This window comes from Scytonema sp. NUACC21 (genome assembly GCF_054684315.1).
The window spans coordinates 18,077-34,383 of the sequence record NZ_BAAFZH010000107.1 but is presented as its reverse complement, the minus strand read 5'-3'; the positions used below and the strand labels follow the sequence as shown (position 1 = coordinate 34,383).

Annotated in this window: 13 protein-coding genes and 1 pseudogene; 5 read left to right on the top strand and 9 right to left on the bottom strand. The window is 42.8% G+C overall.

Features of this window, described 5'->3' with window-relative positions; all coding sequences use genetic code 11:
- Positions 1 to 116 precede the first annotated feature (116 nt).
- A pseudogene (locus ACYRY3_RS39285) lies at positions 117 to 770 on the bottom strand (Clp protease N-terminal domain-containing protein); the annotation flags it as partial.
- 299 nt (positions 771 to 1,069) lie between these two features.
- On the opposite strand from ACYRY3_RS39285, the gene ACYRY3_RS39280 reads away from it, so the two are divergent.
- Complete coding sequence (locus ACYRY3_RS39280) at positions 1,070 to 1,360, top strand: DUF3288 family protein (protein WP_460207241.1); 291 nt, start codon at positions 1,070 to 1,072, stop codon at positions 1,358 to 1,360.
- 69 nt (positions 1,361 to 1,429) lie between these two features.
- Here the strand turns inward: ACYRY3_RS39280 and ACYRY3_RS39275 are convergent, their stop codons facing one another.
- Positions 1,430 to 2,974: an MlaD family protein gene (locus ACYRY3_RS39275; protein WP_460207240.1), complete on the bottom strand. Its 1,545-nt coding sequence runs from the start codon at positions 2,972 to 2,974 to the stop codon at positions 1,430 to 1,432.
- A 79-nt stretch (positions 2,975 to 3,053) separates the two neighbouring features.
- Positions 3,054 to 3,836, bottom strand: coding sequence for an ABC transporter ATP-binding protein (locus tag ACYRY3_RS39270; protein WP_460207239.1), 783 nt, complete (start codon positions 3,834 to 3,836; stop codon positions 3,054 to 3,056).
- Between the two features lie 114 nt (positions 3,837 to 3,950).
- Here ACYRY3_RS39270 and ACYRY3_RS39265 point away from each other — a divergent pair, with 114 nt between their 5' ends.
- Both ACYRY3_RS39265 and ACYRY3_RS39260 read left to right on the top strand, forming a co-directional pair.
- Positions 3,951 to 5,474: a phytoene desaturase family protein gene (locus ACYRY3_RS39265; RefSeq protein ID WP_460207238.1), complete on the top strand. Its 1,524-nt coding sequence runs from the start codon at positions 3,951 to 3,953 to the stop codon at positions 5,472 to 5,474.
- A 158-nt stretch (positions 5,475 to 5,632) separates the two neighbouring features.
- A complete protein-coding gene (locus ACYRY3_RS39260; RefSeq protein ID WP_460207236.1) occupies positions 5,633 to 6,151 on the top strand; it encodes a peptidoglycan-binding domain-containing protein in 519 nt (172 codons plus the stop codon).
- A gap of 96 nt (positions 6,152 to 6,247) precedes the next feature.
- Here ACYRY3_RS39260 and ACYRY3_RS39255 read toward each other — a convergent pair whose 3' ends face one another.
- The 3 genes from ACYRY3_RS39255 to ACYRY3_RS39245 form a co-directional block, all read right to left on the bottom strand.
- Entirely contained in the window at positions 6,248 to 7,528 is a 1,281-nt protein-coding gene (locus ACYRY3_RS39255; RefSeq protein WP_460207235.1) for a dihydroorotase, read from the bottom strand.
- A gap of 312 nt (positions 7,529 to 7,840) precedes the next feature.
- Positions 7,841 to 9,193 carry a histidine phosphatase family protein gene (locus ACYRY3_RS39250; RefSeq protein ID WP_460207234.1) on the bottom strand — a complete coding sequence of 451 codons (1,353 nt, stop codon included), beginning with the start codon at positions 9,191 to 9,193 and terminating at the stop codon, positions 7,841 to 7,843.
- A 309-nt stretch (positions 9,194 to 9,502) separates the two neighbouring features.
- Positions 9,503 to 9,853, bottom strand: a complete 351-nt coding sequence (locus ACYRY3_RS39245; RefSeq protein ID WP_460207233.1) for a hypothetical protein — start codon at positions 9,851 to 9,853, stop codon at positions 9,503 to 9,505.
- 253 nt (positions 9,854 to 10,106) lie between these two features.
- Here ACYRY3_RS39245 and ACYRY3_RS39240 point away from each other — a divergent pair, with 253 nt between their 5' ends.
- Positions 10,107 to 11,279, top strand: a complete 1,173-nt coding sequence (locus ACYRY3_RS39240; protein ID WP_460207231.1) for a DNA cytosine methyltransferase — start codon at positions 10,107 to 10,109, stop codon at positions 11,277 to 11,279.
- Positions 11,269 to 11,958, top strand: coding sequence for an exonuclease (locus ACYRY3_RS39235; protein WP_460207229.1), 690 nt, complete (start codon positions 11,269 to 11,271; stop codon positions 11,956 to 11,958). The genes ACYRY3_RS39240 and ACYRY3_RS39235 overlap by 11 nt, the downstream gene beginning before the upstream one ends.
- A 406-nt stretch (positions 11,959 to 12,364) precedes the next feature.
- Here the strand turns inward: ACYRY3_RS39235 and ACYRY3_RS39230 are convergent, their stop codons facing one another.
- From ACYRY3_RS39230 to ACYRY3_RS39220, 3 genes are all read right to left on the bottom strand, one after another.
- Positions 12,365 to 12,982 carry a Uma2 family endonuclease gene (locus tag ACYRY3_RS39230; RefSeq protein WP_460207227.1) on the bottom strand — a complete coding sequence of 206 codons (618 nt, stop codon included), beginning with the start codon at positions 12,980 to 12,982 and terminating at the stop codon, positions 12,365 to 12,367.
- Between the two features lie 173 nt (positions 12,983 to 13,155).
- Complete coding sequence (locus ACYRY3_RS39225; RefSeq protein WP_460207225.1) at positions 13,156 to 14,370, bottom strand: DUF790 family protein; 1,215 nt, start codon at positions 14,368 to 14,370, stop codon at positions 13,156 to 13,158.
- 37 nt (positions 14,371 to 14,407) lie between these two features.
- Positions 14,408 to 15,949, bottom strand: coding sequence for a DEAD/DEAH box helicase (locus ACYRY3_RS39220; protein WP_460207223.1), 1,542 nt, complete (start codon positions 15,947 to 15,949; stop codon positions 14,408 to 14,410).
- Between the last annotated feature and the right edge of the window lie 358 nt (positions 15,950 to 16,307).

Below are 16,307 nucleotides of genomic sequence, written 5' to 3'. Positions count from 1 at the left end.
TTTGGGATTTTAGGGCTGGTGGTAGCACATTGGACAAGCCACAATAGAAGAGACAGGCTTTGTAATACATAGCCTTGCCTTTTAAATGGAGTTTGTTATCAGTGGTATTACAAGTAAGTTTTACCTACTCCTGGTTCCCCAATCAACACCGGATTGTTCTTAGTGCGCCGACCAAGTATTTGAACTGCGCGTTCAATTTCCTTCTCACGACCAACAACCGGATCGAGCTTGCCTTCTTTGGCGAGCTTGGTAAGATTTTTACCAAATTCTCCTAACGTGAGAGTTTGGTTGCGTCGTTGACCGCTACCACCACTACGATGTCCGGAAACAGATGCAGTTTCACCTAAACTACGAATCACTGCGGTGCGAATGCCTTGTAGCTCTTGCCCAAGATTTTGCAGGACTTTAGCCGCGACACCTTCACCTGCTTCGGTCAAACCTAGGAGTAAGTGTTCGGTACTGATATAGTTATGCCCCAGGCTGCGAGCTTCTTTAAACGCTTGCTCAAACAGGCTTTTCACCTTGGGGGTAAAGGGAATTTCCGGGGGGACAAAGCCAGAACCCCGACCAATAATTCTTTCTACTTCGCGACGTGCGTCCTTGAGGGTAACGCCCAAGTCGGTCAGCACTTTGGCAGCAATCCCTGTTCCTTCTCCAATCAAACCCAGGAGAATTTGCTCCGTGCCTACGAAGTTGTGTCCCAGGCGACGCGCCTCTTCCTGGGCTAGCATAATGACTTTAATAGCTTCAGATGTGAAGTGTTCAAACATAGCGGGTACTTGCTCCCTTGCTGCTTGGGCTTCGGGTGATTTGATTCACCCTTACCTGAACATTTGTTTACTTTACTTAATAACAATGTATCTTTCTTCAAAGGTGACTGACAGTAGTGAGACCCGTAAGAGTTAAGGTGTGTTAGCCGTCAGCGTTAGCGCTTAGTTGGCAAGGGTTTAACTCACTAGTTCAGTTGTGTAGTAGTCAGAGTATCCTTAAGTAATCCCTCCGTACAGTAGTAGTTTTTCAACAAGTCACTACTAACTACAAACTAGTAACAATTCTTAATCCAAATTTTATGAGCACGGAAAGTAAAGATCAACAGCATCCTCTATACAATCGCGATCGCCCCATCGTTGAGACCCTATTAACTCAAGGGGCAACTGATTATAATTTAGCAGAATTAGCGAGATTGCGGATACGCTATCAAGGCTTTCCTGGTGCAAGAGACATTCAACGGGCTCTAAACCAAATTTTACAGCAATGGGGTTTGACAGAAGAAGAACTGTTTGAGAAAACGCGCCTGATTCATAGCCAGGGAGGCATATACAAGAGTCGCGGCAAACGGGAAGAAGAAGATTGGAATTAGTTTTTAGTCCTTAGTCCTTAGTTATTCTTCCTTGTTCCTTGCTTCCCCTGCCCCCTGCACCCCCACTTCCTACTCCCCCTTCTCCCGTTCCTCACGGTGTTGCCTGAGTTGTTTCAAGAGATTTTCTTGAGATGAAGGGAGATTGATGGAAGTGGTCACTGGTTGAGGTTCTTGAGTAGAGATTGTCACAGATGTAGGTAAAACCTGACTAAATACAATCTGCTGCCCATCTGTTTTTGAGGTAGGAGAAGTCAAGATAACTGATGTTGGTAGGGATCTTTTGTCCGTGCTTTTATCGACAGTAGATGATATGTCAAACTTAGGATGCAGTGGATTTGTGCTTTTGGGGGAAGTTGCAGCATTGATATCGTGAATAGCTGCTTTGACCGAGTTTATGGTACTTGCGACCTCCACTTGCTGCTGCATCTGCTGTGTGGAAGATACCAAACTGCTCAAACCATTAACAAGTTGTCGGAGATTTTGTCGAAAAGCAGGATCTCCAGTCAATTCATCCAAATCAGAGGTAATCTTCTGGGTATTCTCAAATGTCACTCGTGCAGAATCTAGGGTTTGTTGCAATACCAACACATTATTAGGATTGTTTAAGGCATTGCTAACATCACGTAAATTAGCAGAGGCTTGTGCGGCATTTACCGAGAGAGTTTCTAAGTTTTGCAGTAATTGACCTTGTGTAACGCGATTGACAGTCGGTGATAGACTGCTCACTGTCTGTCGCAGTTGGGTACTGGTGGCGCTGAGATTATCTAATGCTGCAACAAGCGAAGAACGGTTGTTCGTCAGCAGAGTATCGAGGTTGTTAACCAGTTTATTCACTTGATTGACAGTTAAACGAATTTCCTTTGCGGTACCACCAAATTCACCAGCAGTACCACCAAATTGATTGGCTGTGCGGCTGATTTGATTTAAGGTTCTAGTGGTTGATGCCGTGAGTAGAGTTGCTGATTGTTGAACTGTTCTAGTAGTTGTCGAAAGGCTGTTTACTTGTTGTTGTAAGCTTTTGCTCAGAATATTGAAGTTTCGAGTTAATTCAGCAACATTGGCTGCCGCTAATGCAGTGTTTTCTACAGCTTTATTAACGTTACTATAAAATTCTGGGTTAGAGTATACAGTGGTGAGTTGTGTAGTAGCGCGAATCAGTTCATCTGTACTAATACCTATTTGACCTTTTAACCGAGAACCATTACAAACAATCAACTGGGGATTGCAATTTTTATCTAAGGGTTTGGCAACATTGCCCAAGGGGAACTGCGATCTTGGTGTGATGTCAATAACGTTCTCGCTAATTAGCCCGGTCTGATTAGCTTCAACTTTCACGTCACTGGGAATTATGAGGTTGGCATTAACAATTTCAATTTGTACATCAACGTTATTCGGTCCCGGTCTAATACCTGAAATTCTACCTACCTCAACACCACGATACCTGACCAGTGCGCCTTGTTGCATCCCACCAGCATTGGCAAATTCAACTATAGCTTTGTAAGAATTGCGAGCCGCCGTCACTCTATTCAACCATAGAATAACTATCCCAAACATCCCCAATCCCAGCAAGAGCAACAATCCTACAGAACCTTCTCGAAATGTTCGCGATCGCATTTTCTTCTCCTCATGTACAGATTTTAGATGTTAAATTTGTGTTCAATCCAAAATCCAAAATCCAAAATCCAAAATTGTTCTAGCCGACAACGTGAATTGGTCCAGTAACGCTGCCACTCATAAATTGTCTAATTAAAGGATTGTCTGTGATATCTAATTCAGCGACTGTACCTTGCCATTGCACTTTGCCGTGATAGAGAAACACGAGCTTGTCAGCCGTGCGACGAATAGTGCTGTCTTGGTGGGTGACAATTGCGTAAGTGCTACAGACTCCTTGTGTACATTGCAACTGCCGGATTAAATCTTCTATCACCGTGGAAGCGATGGGATCGAGCCCGGCTGTTGGTTCATCGTACAGTAAAACTTCTGGAGTGTCTCTAGAGTTATCGGGATTAGACATAATAGCACGGGCAAAACTCACCCGTTTTCGCATACCTCCAGAAAGTTCTGCAGGATAGCGGTCTGCTGTGTCCGCCAACCCAACCATTTCCAATTTTTCACGAACTAGTTTTTGAATGCGGTTACGGGGTAATTTTGTGGTTTGATAGAGCCGAAACCCCACATTCTCCTCTACAGTCAAAGAATCAAACAAGGCTGCTTGCTGAAAAACCATACTGATACCAACTGGATCTGCGCCATCCTCAATTAACCCCTCTCGTCGTACTCCTTTAATATAGATTTCTCCAGCATCAGGAGGAAGCAACCCAGCAATCACTCGTAAAATTGTCGATTTACCAGTACCGCTAGGACCTATGATTCCCAAAGCTTCTCCTGGGTAAATTTTCAAATCCACGTTATCTAAAACCTTATTATTACCAAAAGACTTGGAAACGCCTCTTAGTTCGATCAATGGTTCACTCATTAGTTAAAAGTCAAAAGTCAAAAATTAAGAGTCAAAAGCCAAGAGTCATTAGATATTTGAAAAAAGACCAATGACAAGGGACACTGGACAAATGACACTGGACAAATAACAAAAATGCAAAATATTGATGTCATAGTCATTGGTAGTGGTATTGGTGGGTTAACTGCTGCTGCATTACTTGCTCGTTACGGTAAGCGGGTCGTAGTTTGCGAAAGTCATACAGTTCCAGGAGGTGCTGCTCATAGCTTTAAACGACGGGGGTTTGAATTTGATTCCGGCCCGTCATTCTACTGTGGTCTGACCGGGGACAAGAGTTTAAATCCTGTGAAACAGGTTCTTGACGCTTTAGGCGAATCTTTACAAACTGTAGGTTACGACCCCCTCGGGCATTATCACTTCCCAAATTGTACTTTTCCTGTGTATAGTAACGCTGAACGTTATTGTAAGGAAATAGCTAAAAATACGCTTCAAGGTGCTAGAGAATGGAAGCGCTTTGAAGAACGCTTGTTGCCTTTGTATGAGGCGATGAAAGGTATTCCTACCTTGGCTTTAAGGGCTGATTGGCAGTTAGTTCCCCTATTGATTGTGCGTTACTTGCCATCACTGTTAAAAATGCTACCAATTTTGCACATTGTGCAAGGGTCTGTAGGCAATGTGATTGATGAAACAATCAAAGACTCCTGGGTAAGACAGTTAATCGATTTGGAATGTTTTTTGTTATCCGGTTTAAAAGCACATGGCACTATTGTCCCAGAGGTCGCTTTTATGTTGGGTGAACGTTCCTGCGGTAGCGTTGAGTATCCTGTGGGAGGAAGTGGGGCAATTGTCAAAGCTTTGGTGCGGGGATTGGAACGCTGGGGTGGTCAGTTATTACTAGGTCATCATGTTGAACAAATTCTTGTAGAGACGCGCCATGACGCGTCTCTAACTAAGGCTATCGGTGTACGTTTGAAAACGGGTGAAACTCTGAAAGCACCAGTGGTTATTTCCAATGCCAGTCTTTGGGACACATACGATCGTCTGTTGCGACCTGAGGATTTACCTCCTGCTTTCCTCAAAGCAGCTTTGAATACACCGACTGTTGATAGCTTTATGCATTTACACTTAGGTATTCGAGCCAGTGGGTTGGAAAATTTAACGGGGCATCATGTTGTTGTTCGCGATGCTAGCAAGGATATTACAGTACCGGGAAATACCTGTATGATATCAATTCCTAGTGTTTGGGATCGAACTTTAGCCCCAGAAGGGCATCATGTTGTCCACGCCTACACCTTGGAACCTTTTACCGGGTGGGAGCGAAATGATGGTTACGAACAAAAGAAGCAGGAGAAAGCACAAACTTTATATCGTGCCTTGGAGCGAATTATCCCAGATATTAGAGAGCGTATTGTGTTGGAACTGATTGGTACGCCTTTAACCCATGCTTATTACGTGCGAAGGTATCGTGGAACCTACGGTCCAGCTATTGAAGCGGGTAAGGGGATGTTTCCGGGACCCCACACGCCAATACAGGGTTTGTATCGTGTAGGTGATAGTACCATGCCCGGAATTGGTGTACCAGCTGTAGCGGCTTCTGGCATCCTGTGCGCGAATACACTTGTGGAACCAAAGCTAACAGCAAAGTTATTGAATTTTTAAACTGCGATAGCAAAGCGTGTGCGCCAGCACATAGATATAAAGAACTCGAAGCTGTTATTTGGGGAATTCTTCAAATTAAGAATTTCTTTATAAATGTTCTTGCGGAATGAGTTAATTCAACAGTGATTTTGAGGATAGAAATACATTAAGGAATAACAATGACTGTTGATAATCAAGTGACCGCTTCTGCTCAACTGAATAAGCCTGTTCTAAAAGAAGGTTCTAAAGGTGATGCTGTAAAAGAACTACAAAAGCTGTTATTGCAATATGGTGCTTTTGTATCCCTTGGACCCGATGGTGCTTGTGTATTTCCTGGTGAAGAAGTTATTGACGGCGTATTTGGTTCTAAGACAAAAAATGCAGTTATTTTCTTTCAAGGAAAAGTTTTTCTCAAAGAAGATGGAGTGGTCGGCAATAAAACTTGGCAGGCGCTTTTCAAAGGCGCACCCGTTGATATGCCTGTTCTAAAAAAAGGTAGCAAGGGAGAATTGGTTAAGCAAGTTCAGGAGAGACTGGCGATCGCGGGCGATTACAGTGGTGCTATTGATGGCGACTTTGGTAATGGAACAGAAACAGCGGTAAAATCTTTGCAAAAGCGTACTGGATTGCCTGTAGATGGAGTTATTGGCGATCGCACTTGGTTTGAGTTGAGCAAGGTAAATACAGTTTTTTGCTAATCAATATTTAATCCTGCTCAAAGAAAAAACTTTGCCTATCGATCCCTTTGTAGAGACGTTGTAAGTAATGTCTCTACATTCTCTTAACACTAACTATTAACACCAAGTTCTGACAATCCGACCTTGAACTTGTTGTCCCAACCAAGGCGTATTAGTTGAAAGCGTATAAAGATTTTGCTTGTCAACTTTCCAGTTTTGCAGGGGGTCGAATAAAGACATTTCTACTGGTTGTCCTGGTGCGATTGCACTTGGTTTTTGTTGCAAGCAATCTGCTGGACGAGTACTTAAAGCTGCCCACAATTCTAATGCTGTAAATTCTCCTGTTTCCACTAAATGCTGCCACAGAAAGGGTAAAGCCAGTTCAAAGCCAATCGCCCCTGGTGGGGCTTCAGCAAAGGCAACGGTTTTTTCTTCATAGGTATAAGGCGAGTGGTCAATGGCTATGGCATCTATGACATTTGTTCTTACTCCTTGGCGCAACGCTGTTACATCTTTGGGATTCCCTAAAGGTGGTTCTAAGCGAAGACTTGTGTTGTAGCTTTTAACTGCTTGTGTATCTAATAAAAGATGCATCCAAGTTGTACTAGCAGAAACGGGTACACCTCTGGCTTTTGCTGAGGCTATAAGCTCAACGCTACGCTCAGTAGAAACACGCATAATATGTATGGGTACGCCTGTAGCTGCAGTTAATTCCAGTAAAGCTGCAATAGCAGAGGTTTCAGCACTTGCAGGTACAAAAGGTAACCCCAAGCGGATTGCATCTAAACCTTCCCGCACTACACCATTTCCTTTCAACTCCAAGTTACAGCACGAAAATGCGACTGGTTGGTGCAAAGGTTGGAGATATTCCAACACCCGTCGCACAAGGGCAAAATTCTGCCAAGGCTGACCATCAGTAAAACCAACCACTCCTGCTGCTGCCAAATCTGCTAATTCTGTCATTTGCTTGCCAGCAGACTCCTTTGTGATTGCACCCCACACATTAAGGAGGGGAAGAGCAAAGGAGTTTATTCTTCCATCCGTTGCCATTCTGCTTTTTTGCAACAACTTTGCCACTACAGAAGGGTTATCAATGGCTGGGGAGGTATCGGGTAGTAGATTAATTCTTGTAAATCCCCCAGCCGCCGCAGCTTGCATCAGGGACAAGAGACTTTCTCTTTCTTCAAACCCTGGTTCCCCAGAGTGGCTGTATAAATCCACCAATCCCGGTCCCAGAACTAAACCGTGACAATCCTTGATGTGGGTATCACTGGGCAAATCAGAAATATTATCAGCAACAATCGCGATCGCGCCACCATCAATTAACACATCAGTGATGCGGTCAGTTCCAGAAATAGGGTCGATAACCCTTACTTGTTGTAGCAGTTCACTCGTCATTTTATCTATTAGCTATTAGCTATTAGCTTTCATCTAAAAATCTCTGGGAGCGTGGAAACCTTGCGTCTGTAAACTAAGGAGGAAACGCGACGCAGGCGTTCCTTATTAGCCGTCACCCATACCGCCTTAGATAGATTGATACCGGGTAGCTTTGCATTCTACTTTCAATTGGGCAGTTACAAGCTGATATCGCTCTCTGTGTAGGCATATGGTTTTGCTCAAGAGAGCCTCCCATTTCTGGGGCTTTAACTACTACTTAGACTAGCCAAAGCCTCCGAATTTAATTCAGAGGTTGCTTACTGTATGCAGGAGTTACAATGCACCAGCTGCTGTTTTATCCAGTATGCCTCCACCTAGGTGAGTGGTGATATTCATTGCTTGCAGTACTGGTAGACCATTTGCTCCCTGAGGGTAGTCTATAACGCTAACTGCACCATTCCCCTGACGAAAATTCCAGAATTGTTCTGATGACAAACCGAGAATGTGACAAAGCAAGGTTTTATTAGTAGCGTCGTGAGCAACAACTAATACGGTTTTCAATCCTTTTGCCAATGCTGTGCCCACAATAGATTGCCATGATGCAACAGCACGATCCCAAACTTGCTGTAAATTTTCCCCTTCCGGCATTTGCACTTCTGCTGGTGTGGTACGCCAGCGATGTAACTCTCCTGGAAACTCTTGCTCTATTTCTTTTTCTAATTTTCCTTCCCAAAGCCCGTGACTAATTTCCCTCAAACCATCATATAAGTCCAACTGGATATTGGAATGGAACTGCAAGATAATTTCTGCAGTTTCTTTCGGACGCTGCATTGTGCTGCTAACGGCAAAATCAATTTCTACATCTTTGAGAAATTGGGCAGCTTTTTGTGCTTGCTGTCTGCCATTGTCATTCAAGGGAACATCAATTTGACCTTGAAATCTTGTTTGGCGGTTCCATTCGGTTTCCCCATGACGCACTAGCAACAATCGCACTCCTTTATGATTGGGACGGAGGGAAGGCAACGTGTCTCCAAGATGTTGAGTTTGGTTAAGTGATTCTAGTTGAACTGGTTCTCCCAATCCCCCAGAAAAATTGAGTACACTGATGGCACAGTTAGATTGTTGGATGGAGTGGTAGCGAGATGGGGGTATGGAAAGCGCCGTGCTAATCAACGCACGGTTGATACCGTTATGCCCAACAATCAGAATAGTTTCACCTTTGTGGCGAGACAAAACCTCTTGCCAAAACTGTCGTGCCTGTTCGTACAAAGCTAAGACAGGAAAAAATTTTTTTGTCCCCTCACCATCTGGAATTGGCATCTGTAGTTTGTCGGGGCTTTCCTGCCAAGTGCGGTAGTCTTCAGAAAACTTCTCCTTGACCTCAGCAGTCACCATTCCCTGCCATAAAGGAAGGTCAATTTCCAACAATTTCTCAGAAGCTTGGGGAATAGAAGATTGTTTGGAATGAAGCGCTAATTCACGGCAAATGGTATCTACAGTGTCTTTCGCTCTTTGTAGAGGGCTGCTATATATTGCATTAAATACTATATTTCCGAGGGCTTTGCCTACTTTACTCGAATCAATACGACCTTGCTCTGTTAACTTAGATACATCAGTGCGTCCCTGTATGCGTTTTTCTGCGTTATATGTGCTTTGACCGTGGCGCACAATAATTACACGAGTCACGTTCTGCCCTCCTTTATTTTAAGTGCGCGAGTAAACTCTTGTGAGAGTAGATAGCTGTTCACTACTACGGAGCAGTTTCCCATGTGGGATTCTTTTCACAGGAGATAAACTCGCGCAACATATAAAAAGAGTACCATCCTTAGCTATCGTGGGATAATTGCTACCAAATATATTTCTTGTCACTTAATAAATATCCCTCCAGTTTTTCGGATTTTATGCCAAGGAACTGGAGGACACGACTGCTGTCTGGCATTTTGCAAAATTTTCGTTAAGTATTGCTAGAACGCGCTGTGGGGATGACAATTATTTTTACCTGGGTGTCACCTGAACTTCCACAGCTTCTCTACCATCAAAAATCACATTGTTTGGAGTTGTTAAGGTTTCACTACGGCGTAATTCAACTCGCTCGCCTAGTGGAATGACACCCGTTGGAGCCACTTGAACGTTTGCCCTAGAATTATTGCCCGAATTTTTTTCTGAAAAAAATCTTGCGTAATCGTTCTCCGCTGTTCTATTATCTATACCAGTCAAGGAACCACCGTTGATGGTGTAGCCTTCTCGGTTGGATTCTGGTGCCTTTGGAGATTGACCGTAAGCTGTGCTCAATACACCAAAAGTGCCTGCAAAAACCGCAAACGCAACGATAAGTTTACTACTCATTGTCTTAACCTAAGCTCTAAATCTTTACACCTGGAACTACTGTAAAAATTGCCAGTTTTTTCTCCTATTTTAAGCTAAAATAAAGTAAAAAAAGTATTGTAGAATACATATTTTTAAAGCTCGCCATAGTATCTGTCTTAAGGCGGAGAAGAAAACTGTCTGCAACTTCCTTATTGGTAGAAAAATACCGATGTAGAACTTTGCCGAACAGTCTTAATTTGGCGGTTATTTGAGAGTTATTGAAAAAGCCAAAATGGAACCATTGCAGCTGTCTTTATTTTCTTTAGAAGAGGAGAAACTTCCAGCACAAAAACCAAAAAAAGCCAAACTTGGACGTTATGAACGTATTCAAAGAAAACTAGAAAATTGTGAAAGCGATCGCTACAAAATATACATAGAAATTTCTCCACCACCAGCACCAGCAGATAACTATAGATTTGTAGATTTATTTTGTGGTGCGGGAGGAATGACGCAGGGTTTTGTTCAAGCTGGATTTGAACCAATAGCAAGTGTGGAATTGCATGAAATTGCTTCTTCAACCCATAAAAGAAATTTTCCCCAATGTCATCATTTCTGCGGGGATATCGAAAAATTCGATTCCAAACAATGGCTCTCGGAAATCAATTTCCCTGAAGTGCATCTTGTGGTAGGAGGACCACCATGTCAAGGCTTTTCTGTAGCTGGAAAACGCAATCCTCACGATCCTCGCAATCGCCTATTTCGAGAATTTGTGCGTGTTGTTTCAGAAATTCAACCTTGGTACGTGGTCATGGAAAATGTGCCGGGAATTCTTACCATTAATAATGGGGCTGTAAAACAGGAAATTTGCGCGGAATTTGCTAGGATTGGCTACCCTCATGTTTCTGTTGCAATTTTAGAATCTGCAGCCTATGGGGTGCCGCAAATTCGCCCGCGAGCCATCTTTATTGCTAACAGATTTGGTTTGCCAAACCCCTATCCAAAAGCTCAGTTATTACCTCCCCAATATAAACCCATTGAGTCCGCGATCGCTGATTTGCCAGAATACACCCCCATACCAGAAATCAATCATGAGTGGACTCGCCATTCACCCGAGTATATGGAAAGAATCGCTAAAGTTCCACCAGGAGGCTCTTTATACGATAAATACGTTGATGCTTTTAAGCGTCAATATCAAGGGCTACCAAGTATGACCGTTAAAGAAAATCACGGGGGTACTCACATTCACCCATATCTCAATCGTGTTATTTCAGCGCGTGAAATGGCAAGATTACAAACATTTCCAGATACATTTCTTTTTGCAGGTTCCATGAAGAAAGCAATGTGGCAAATTGGAAATGCTGTACCACCTCGGTTAGCCGAATGTATTGGCTACGCACTGATCCCTTATTTGAAGGATATACACGGTAAACTTTCGACACAAAAATTAACCAGCAATGCCCTCTGATATTCAACTACTGCCCCAAATTAACGCCAAGTGCGTGCGGGAAAATGGTAAACAATATTATTTAGACGAGCGGGGAAATCGCTTTCCGAGTGTAACTACTATATTGAACGCCACCAAACCCCAAGAGGAACGTGACAGGCTCAACAACTGGAAATCCCGTGTCGGCGTAGAAGAAGCAACCCGCATTTCTACAACCGCCAGTCGTCGGGGAACTCAAACCCACAAACAAATTGAACGTTACCTACTGGGAAAAGACTTTGATTGTCCTGAAGCCAGCCGTCCTTATTGGGAAAGTATAAGACCTGTTTTAGAAGAAATTGATACAGTCAGACTGGTGGAAGGTTCAGTATTTCACTATCACAAGAGCTATTCTGGTAAAGTGGATTGTGTTGCTAGTTATAAAGGTATACCTTGCATTTGCGAGTGGAAGACAGCTGATAAACCGAAAGGTTCAGTAGAGAGGCTGTATGAGTATCCTTTACAACTTACAGCTTACTTAGGAGCGGTGAACGATTATTATCGAGATTATGGCATTGAGATTAATCATGCATTGGTGGTTGTAGCGATACCAGAGAGGGACGCTGAGATATTTTTATTTGAACCAGAAGCAATGAAAGGGTATTGGGAAAAGTGGGAAAAAAGAGTTGCGGAATATTGGCAGAGGATAGGTAATAAATAACACGTGCGATCGCGTGATGCTGTGCATAGGGGTAGATTACTAGTACAACGCAGCGGAAATAAAGCTATCATCAGTAAATCGCAAAGTTTTTCTGAAGGGCGAAGGCTAACTTAATTCTAAGTACAAAAAAGTAGTAAAAAAGACATAATACATAAGATAAATTTATAAATGGTAAGAAAATCTTCAAAACATAAAAAAATAAAGGATACGAGTCATAAGATGAAAGCCAATGACTTTATCGAAACAGCCAACCTTAACAGACTCAGAAACTCTTGAAGAGGTTTTGAATAGTTTCATTGAAAATATTTCGATTGAAACACAAGGAGCTTGTAATCAAAAAAACTTTATTTGAAATTTTAATAAGACCAGCAAGTAATGGAGACAGTATTGAGAACGTTATAAAGCCTTAATTCCCTGTAGCAAAAATTTGTTCAGCCGTTAGCTGTAAATCCTTGAATGTGGACGAGATAATGCGATCGCTGCCCCGAAATTGAGCTGGCTTCTGGTACTGATTTCCACTCGTTGATAACCCGTAAATTGATACTGTCGGTTGCTTTGGGTTACCAATATAATCCCGACCTCCTAAGCCCAAGTAATCCACGATCCAGTATTCCGGGATACCTATTGTGCTGTAATCTTCTACTTTTCGGGCATAGTCATTTTGCCAGTTGGTGCTGACTACTTCTACGACAAGTTTGACGGAAGCCCCTAAAGTGATGACAGGCTCATCTTGCCACAAAGGTTCATTAGCGATGGCTGCTTTGTCTAGCACCACTACGTCAGGACGGAAAGCTGTTGTAGTTCCCAGAGGTTTGATTAAACAACGGGTAGGTGTAAACCAATCGACACCCAGCCGATCTATCTCAACATTAACCTTTCGCAAGACAAAAGCAGCTACCTCTTCGTGAGGTCCAGTTGGTTCCATATCAACGAGTTCCCCGTCAATCAATTCGTAACGCTCGTTATCTCCATACCGAGCAATAAAATCATCGAATGTTAGGAGTTTCGGAGCAGCTTTTGTCATTGCGATAGAACTTCCTAATTTGCCCACTGATGTTTTTATCTTTCATTCTAAGCCTATCGATACTCAGCTTCAATATGCAATCTAATAGTTGGTGAAGGACAGCGCCAATCTGGTCGTGTGGAATAAAGTTAAAGATTCTAGCGATCTGCCGAAGGCAGTAGCGAAGCTATCGCTTATTCAATGACAGCAAATATAGATTTCGGCAATAACTTGTCCTTAAACCATACAATCCTAGCAGGCACATCCTGCAACTTAACTCCTGCTTTTTCCAAATTCAATCGTTCGGAAATAGCCAAAATCAAATTCTGACATTGAGCACGCCGCACCTGTGAAAACTTTTTTTGTAAGTATTCCGGTCTCCAATAACCGACAATCTCCAACAAAAAGGATCGCCCGTCAGGATGAACCAATCTAAAATCAGGAATCATCACACTTCCGGGAATGGGAATTAAATCAACTTCGCGCTCCAAAACCCAATCCGTTTTCAATGAATCCCACTTATCAGCAAAAGAATTCTCCAGCATACTATCGTATGGCTTCCCTGGAGGATAATGAGTCACCAAACCGCAATCCGAATTGAGAGTAAAACGCCCTGTTTTCCAGGTATTTGTATAAACATCCCGAGTTTGCAACGTAGAGGAAAGACTCCATTTTGTCACATGGAGTAAAGCAGGTATGAGTTTAGCTATTGCCAAACCATACCGCGTACTGGGAGTAAACAAACTTGTTGGACCATCAATGGTAATTGTAAACCCGTGGTCAGCATCCCCCTCTATATAAGACATTAATTGAAACAATTTGAGATATCGAAACAAAAGCTTATATTGACCCGGAACATTGCGATGGGCATTGATTGTCAATTGGCTTGCTTTATAAAACACCCCCTGCACCTGAGACAAATTGTAGCGATGTAACAAATCCTGAGGCTTAGGTGCATCAAAAGCAGTCAAAATTTTATTTTCAGCCAAATCAGCATACAATCCATCACGAACTTGTGATATGACGACTTCGCGTTCAAGTTCACGGCTTAACTCATTAGCGATGGTTTGCAAAGTAACTTCCGTTAACTCACGACTGGGAACCGATTTTGCTGCGAGTGCAAACACTCGTTCCCGTAACATTTGAGGTTCTAAAGGGCTAACCACCTCAAACGTACAAAAACTGCTTTTCAAGATATAAGCCAAACCCCGCTTCATCCTGTAATCTGGAGTATCCCCTTCAAACTCCAACAGCTGACGCTCAAGCTTACCCTGAGAAGCACCCACCGCTTTTTCAAAAAAACCAACTAACTCAGTTGCTATCTCCAAATTCTTATCATCAATTTTCAATCTTTTTGGGATAATTTCCTCACCATTTTGTTTGTAACTTAACAAATCTGTTGGTAGCATTGAACCGAAATGGAATCAGGTAATTATATAAATATTATCAGTATTCATCTGAGTTTTTCTGTGATTTCTTCTCAATAGAATAATTTAAATCCAACTGTTCGGCGGCTTTATAACTTTTTTCCTGACCACTGCCATAAACAACCTGCAAATTACCTTTGCCCTGTTTCTCGTCTCCTCCGTGTCCTCCGCGCCTTTGTGGTTCTTTTTTCCTCTCAACACCTCGCCTCCTAGCAGAAGTCCCCTCCTCTGTCGTACCCTCTGCTACAACTTCATATAAAATTGCTTGCTTATTACCTTCCTTACCCTTTCTTAAAACTCTTCCCAACCGTTGAATATACTCCCGTGCCGAACCAGTCCCTGATAAAATAATTGCAACAGAAGCAGACGGTACATCCACACCTTCATTTAACACGTGGGAAGCAACCAGAGTTTTGTACTCTCCCTCCCGAAATTTGGTTAAGATTTCATGGCGTTCCTTCACAGGGGTTTGATGAGTAATTGCTGGAATCAGCAATTCTTGGGAAATACGATAAACTGTAGCATTATCAGCAGTGAACACCAAAACTCGTTCCGGGTAATGCTGCGTCAATAAGTCGGTAAGAATCCTTAATTTTCCATCAGTTCCCAAAGCTATTTCTTTGGCTTCACGGTGCGCTAACATCGCCCTACGTCCTGCTTGAGAACGAGCGCTCATTTGGACGAATCGTTGCCAACCTTGTATGCTACCTAAAGAAATTTTAGATTCTTTCAAAAAATCATTGCGAGTTTGAAGAAGTTGATTGTACTTTTCTCGTTCCTGTTGCGAAAGTTTGACTTTGATTTGTCTAATTTCGTGTTCTGCTAACGCTTTCCCCGCGAGTTCCTCAGCCCTTTTGCGATAGACTTCCTGTCCTATCAAAATATTTAAGTCAGCGTGCTTGCCATCAGTACGTTCGGGTGTGGCAGATAGCCCCAGACGGTAGGGTGCGATTGCATATTCAGCAATCACCCGATTAAAATCTGTTGGCAAATGATGACATTCATCAAAAATGAGTAAAGCATAGCGATCCCCAAGTGTTTCTGCATGAATCGCCGCGCTATCGTAAGTTGCCACAAGAATGGGTGTTTTATCCCGCGAACCACCCCCCAACAATCCCACCTCAGCATCGGGAAAAGCTGCTTTTAGGTGAGCATACCACTGGTGCATTAAATCCAGTGTTGGTACAACAATCAACGTTGTGCGGGGAGTTGATTGCATTGCCATTTGCGCCAGATAAGTCTTGCCCGCTGCTGTTGGAAGTACGACAACTCCTTGTCTTCCTGCGAGTTTCCAAGCTGCTAGCGCCTCGCTTTGGTGGGGGTAGGGTTCCATTTCCAGGCTTGGAACTAACTCTATTGGATAGAATGCCTTAGCTTCGTCGATAAAGGTTGTATTTTCTGCTTGCAGTGCTTCCACCAAAGGACGATACTGAATAGCTTGAATGCGGAATTTTTCCACCCTGTCATCCCAAGTTGCAAAATCCATCCAAGCTTTGCCCCGAGGTGGTGGATGCAAAATTAATGTGCCCCGATCGAAGGTCAATGTTGGGATGCGACCCATCTTGCTTTTTTCCCTACTTTTTCTAGATATTTTACCGGAAACGATCGCTGTGAAACTCAAACAATAGAACCCTACGGAATAGCAGCCCCCTTGCAAGTTGGTGAAGCCACCTATGAGCATTCAAAGATCGGTTCAGGTTAGAAAAATGAGGTTTAATTACGGTCAAAGGAAAAATGATGACATCTTGACTGGAAAAAGCAGAAATTAAGAAATAATAAAAATTTTGACAAAAATTATGAAAAAACAAAAAAAATTAAGCAAAAGTGTTGCTAAGATTTATACAAAAATAGTGGCTCGTACCAGTAGGGAAAGTACTTTTGGTTGAATAAGCTTGCCTTATGCTGAATTAGGTCAGAAG

Bases quoted from the DNA above. Each gene is read 5' to 3' on its own strand.
- ACYRY3_RS39280 (WP_460207241.1), top strand. From the start codon at position 1,070: ATGAGCACGGAAAGTAAAGATCAACAGCATCCTCTATACAATCGCGAT.
- ACYRY3_RS39275 (WP_460207240.1), bottom strand. From the start codon at position 2,974: ATGCGATCGCGAACATTTCGAGAAGGTTCTGTAGGATTGTTGCTCTTG.
- ACYRY3_RS39270 (WP_460207239.1), bottom strand. From the start codon at position 3,836: ATGAGTGAACCATTGATCGAACTAAGAGGCGTTTCCAAGTCTTTTGGT.
- ACYRY3_RS39265 (WP_460207238.1), top strand. From the start codon at position 3,951: ATGCAAAATATTGATGTCATAGTCATTGGTAGTGGTATTGGTGGGTTA.
- ACYRY3_RS39260 (WP_460207236.1), top strand. From the start codon at position 5,633: ATGACTGTTGATAATCAAGTGACCGCTTCTGCTCAACTGAATAAGCCT.
- ACYRY3_RS39255 (WP_460207235.1), bottom strand. From the start codon at position 7,528: ATGACGAGTGAACTGCTACAACAAGTAAGGGTTATCGACCCTATTTCT.
- ACYRY3_RS39245 (WP_460207233.1), bottom strand. From the start codon at position 9,853: ATGAGTAGTAAACTTATCGTTGCGTTTGCGGTTTTTGCAGGCACTTTT.
- ACYRY3_RS39240 (WP_460207231.1), top strand. From the start codon at position 10,107: ATGGAACCATTGCAGCTGTCTTTATTTTCTTTAGAAGAGGAGAAACTT.
- ACYRY3_RS39235 (WP_460207229.1), top strand. From the start codon at position 11,269: ATGCCCTCTGATATTCAACTACTGCCCCAAATTAACGCCAAGTGCGTG.
- ACYRY3_RS39230 (WP_460207227.1), bottom strand. From the start codon at position 12,982: ATGACAAAAGCTGCTCCGAAACTCCTAACATTCGATGATTTTATTGCT.
- ACYRY3_RS39225 (WP_460207225.1), bottom strand. From the start codon at position 14,370: ATGCTACCAACAGATTTGTTAAGTTACAAACAAAATGGTGAGGAAATT.
- ACYRY3_RS39220 (WP_460207223.1), bottom strand. From the start codon at position 15,949: ATGGGTCGCATCCCAACATTGACCTTCGATCGGGGCACATTAATTTTG.